6 protein-coding genes and 1 pseudogene are annotated in these 3,824 nt (G+C 35.4%); 4 read left to right on the top strand and 3 right to left on the bottom strand.

Annotation, left to right across the window (positions count from 1 at the left end; all coding sequences use genetic code 11):
* Both PVV65_RS09305 and PVV65_RS09300 read right to left on the bottom strand, forming a co-directional pair.
* Positions 1-208 (bottom strand): annotated as a pseudogene (locus tag PVV65_RS09305) (hypothetical protein); the annotation flags it as partial.
* Between the two features lie 218 nt (positions 209-426).
* On the bottom strand, positions 427-753 hold the full coding sequence (locus PVV65_RS09300; protein ID WP_273760814.1) for a helix-turn-helix transcriptional regulator: 327 nt from the start codon (positions 751-753) through the stop codon (positions 427-429).
* Between the two features lie 94 nt (positions 754-847).
* Between PVV65_RS09300 and PVV65_RS09295 the strand changes: the two genes are divergently transcribed.
* Together PVV65_RS09295 and PVV65_RS09290 are read left to right on the top strand one after the other, a co-directional pair.
* Positions 848-1,168 carry a hypothetical protein gene (locus PVV65_RS09295; protein WP_273789973.1) on the top strand — a complete coding sequence of 107 codons (321 nt, stop codon included), beginning with the start codon at positions 848-850 and terminating at the stop codon, positions 1,166-1,168.
* 9 nt (positions 1,169-1,177) lie between these two features.
* Entirely contained in the window at positions 1,178-1,435 is a 258-nt protein-coding gene (locus PVV65_RS09290; RefSeq protein WP_273789972.1) for a hypothetical protein, read from the top strand.
* Positions 1,436-1,608: 173 nt separating this feature from the next.
* On the opposite strand, the gene PVV65_RS09285 is transcribed toward PVV65_RS09290, so the two are convergent.
* Entirely contained in the window at positions 1,609-2,340 is a 732-nt protein-coding gene (locus PVV65_RS09285; protein WP_273789971.1) for a hypothetical protein, read from the bottom strand.
* A gap of 72 nt (positions 2,341-2,412) precedes the next feature.
* Between PVV65_RS09285 and PVV65_RS09280 the strand changes: the two genes are divergently transcribed.
* Positions 2,413-2,886, top strand: coding sequence for a hypothetical protein (locus PVV65_RS09280; protein WP_273789974.1), 474 nt, complete (start codon positions 2,413-2,415; stop codon positions 2,884-2,886).
* Positions 2,876-3,824 (top strand): DUF1376 domain-containing protein (locus PVV65_RS09275; protein WP_273789970.1); only part of this gene is annotated, 949 nt, incomplete at its 3' end. The genes PVV65_RS09280 and PVV65_RS09275, both read left to right, overlap by 11 nt.

Below are 3,824 nucleotides of genomic sequence, written 5' to 3'. Positions count from 1 at the left end.
AGAACTCTGCGATCTCTTCAGAGATATCTTCGCATCGGTTAGTGGTTGGTTCTACACGGAAGATTTGAAGAGCATTATCGGCTTGATCGATAAATTTGATAATTTCCTTTTCATCAAAGAAAGTACCGTATTTTGCGAGATTTTGCTCTTCATCTTCACAGACGACTAAGAGAATTTCATCAGAATTTATAAACACTGGTTTCTTCACAAATGCCTCCATATCAAAATATTTTAAATACATTTTGAAAAAAACGCCTTGACATAGGTTTTTTTTTTCGGGGTATGGTGTAAATATATTTCATATTTAATGAACGGCGTCAATAAAAAAATTCATAAAATATGAAATTTTATAAAGACAAAAATTAATTATTGACAATACAATGTTAGAAAATTTGGAATTATGGAGATAAAAAGTGATGGCAGCTATTATTCTTTATCTAAAGAACAAGAGTTTTGAAGAATCGTTAAAACAGCTTTCTGAACTTCAGGTTTTGCTTGATAGTAAAGGCGAATAAATTGTTCAGATTCTTTTATTAAAAAAGGTGGAATTACACCAAAAAAATCAATAATCTTTATGAGTTCGTCAGCTCTTATTAATCTAGGTTTTACTGGTTTATTTTTTGCTGAATTATTTAGCATATTGGATAAAGTAGATGGCAATACCCCCAAATGTTTAGCTAGCATTTTTTTACTGCCATGCCCATTTTTAGCTAATTGCTCATTAAGCCATGCCTTTAATTGATCCGATTCCATAAGAATAAGGCTCTTTCATGTGATATGAAAAATCAATAAAAAAAAACTGAATTTTTATCTTGATAAAATTCACGAAATATGAAATTTTGTTGTTATGAAAAAAGAACCTGCGTATACCATAATAAAATATTTAGGGGGTGCTGTTAATGTTTCGCGTATTTTGCAGAAATGTAAAGGTGCTGTTTATCGTATCACTTATTCTAAAGAAAAGGGGGGGGCTAATGGGTTATTTCCTTCAATTTATCAAGCGCAATTATTAACCTATGCGCGTGAGCATGGGATAGATTTGCGTCCAGAAGATTTTTTTTATCCAGAACGCTTGCAAAGATTAATGGAAGAGCAAGCAAGCGACTCAATGACAAAATTTTCCAAAAGCCCCTGCGTTGATAGCGCGTGCGACGGTTTGCAGCCTTAGGAGATCACAATGAGTTTAAATGAAAGCAAGCAGAGCATTGATGAGTGTGATGAGGATATCAAAAAATATGAAAAGGAAATTAAAGAACTTAATCAAAAGATAGATGCGTATGAAGAAGCGTTCAAAAGAAAGAACGATCTTATAGATACACTAGAAGCAGAAGTTGTATTACGCGATGCAGAAATAGAGAAGCTTAAAGACAAGCTTAAGCAGCGTGATGCATCTGTACAAAAGCCTTCTCATAAGAATAAGAAGAAAAGTAAGTGAGGAAAGAGAGATGAGTACAGCAGCAACAGTTCTTTCTATAACGACCAATTTGTTTTTACTCTTTGAGGTTTATCGCTATTTTAAACAGTCAGGAGAGCTTACAGATGAGGTAATTAAACAAAAACAAATAATATGGGATTTAGAGGATAAGCTTAGAAAGAAAGAAGACGAGCTTAGGAAGAATGAGGGGATAAGAAATAGGTCCAGAAAGAAGCTTTAATTGTTTTTTGAGGATTACTTGAGGAAGTGTGCTCCATAATGAAAAGTGGGGTATCTGATTTATTCACTTTTAAGGAACAAATGAAAAATTCTAACTTAATTTCTTGTCCACCGATTATATTATTAAAAGCATTAAGATCATCTTGTAAGGTTTGTTCTGTTTCGAGTTTTATTAGGTCTATATGTTTCGGAGATGTGGGTTTGATAGTTATTTTTCTATTTCCACTAATAAATACACTGTTACTATAAACTATTTTATCAAATTCGAATTGGCATTTTTTCTCTATCCATATGTGATTTATTTTAATCATTCTTTCTGTAGGATTTGTAATGTATAATATGAAACTAAATTTATTAGGATCATGTTTATCTAGAGTGGGACTATTTGTCTTGAACTGCAGCGGCGGTCCTAAGTTCACTTCTTCTTTTGTTTTTAGTAGAAAATTGACATGCTTTTCTGCTAATGTAGCTTGCTTTTGCAATGATTTATTGTTGGCTTCTAAATGGTTTAACTCTTTTTCTACATTGCATAAATCTTCTTCTCGTATTTTTTCTGCTTTTTCTAGGTCTTCTTTGCGTATTTTTGCAGCCCTTTTTAGATCTACATATCTTAAAAACAACGACAGTATCAGGGACAGGATACTAATAACTATAGCGATAACATCTTTATCTATATCTATTTGCATACTTCCCACACCTTTCTCTCTGCTTTCGGAAAAAAACAACCTAATAAAACACATTATGTACGGAGTTGCATGGTGATTAACACGATTCTTTGTTTTGATCTAGGAACGAAGACAGGGTGGGCGATACGCTGTGCGGATGGTGGTATCACTAGTGGCACCGTTGATTTTAAATCACGCCGTTTTGAAGGCGGTGGTATGCGTTATTTACGCTTTAAACAATGGCTTAATGAAATAAAGCAGGCAGCAGGTCAAATTGACGCGGTGTATTTTGAAGAGGTGAGGCGTCATGTTGGTACAGACGCGGCGCATGTTTACGGTGGCTTGTTAGCAACGTTAACGGCGTGGTGCGAACATCATCAGATACCGTATGAGGGGATACCGGTTTGTACAATTAAGAAAGCAACGGCAGGCAAGGGGAATGCGTCGAAAGAAGAGATGATAGAGGCAATGCGTGCAAAAGGACACGCGCCTTGTGATGATAATGAAGCAGATGCTTTAGCAATTTTACATTTAATTAAAGAAAGGGAATTGGGGTATGTCCAGTAAATTACCATGGACGAGGCTTAATGCAGACCAATGGATAATCGATGTTTCTTGTATGAAACCGATGGAAAAAGCTGTTTATCTTACTCTCAGTTTATTTATGCGCAGAACACAAGAGCCTCTTGATGAAGATACTTTCTTATTATCTCGTTATGTTGGTTGCTCAGAGAAAGCATTTAATAAAGCATTGATTGGTTTACTCTGTACTAAAAAAATCGTTCGTTTAGACGATGGTCGTTTATGGAGTTTAGAAGTTGAAGAAGAACTCAACAACTCTAATAAAACTTTAGAGAAATCTTCAATAAAAGCAGCAAAAGCAGCAAAAGCTAGATGGGATGAGAATGAACAAAAAATGCACAAGCATAAAAATAATACGTCAAATGATGCTTGTGCATCAAAAAGTGATGCTTGTGCAGAAAATTTGATGCTTGGCAATGCACATAACAATAACAATAACATTAACAATATATATAAAAAAAATAAAACTATCGTTTTATCAAAAAAAGAAATCGATTTTGAAGATTTAGAAACAACCGATTTGGTTGACGAGCCAATCGATGGTGATGCTGTTGAAAGCCCATCAGAACAAATCGAAACGATAGCAACCAAACAACCTCCCCTTCACGAGCAAGAAAGCGTTCCTAAGAAAGCCAAGCGGTTTAAAACTGATCGAGGTTGTCGATTGCCTGCGGATTTTGAACCCGATTACGATTTTGCACTTGCAGAGGGCTTGCCTCCAGAGCGTATCAAAGTCGAAATCGCAAAATTTCGAGATTATTGGAATGCCAAGACAGGTAAGGACGCTAGCAAGCGTGATTGGCAAGCAACATGGCGCAACTGGGTAAGGAATTCAAAAGATCATAAAATCAATCAACAAGGTGGAAACTATGGAAAAACAAGCAATCAACACACAGAACAGCAGCGTGGCTGGAGTTATCGAG

This window comes from Bartonella sp. ML70XJBT, assembly GCF_028618425.1.
GTDB lineage: Bacteria > Pseudomonadota > Alphaproteobacteria > Rhizobiales > Rhizobiaceae > Bartonella.
Note: the sequence above shows the minus strand (reverse complement) of the source record. Positions and strands in the feature narration are given on the sequence as shown.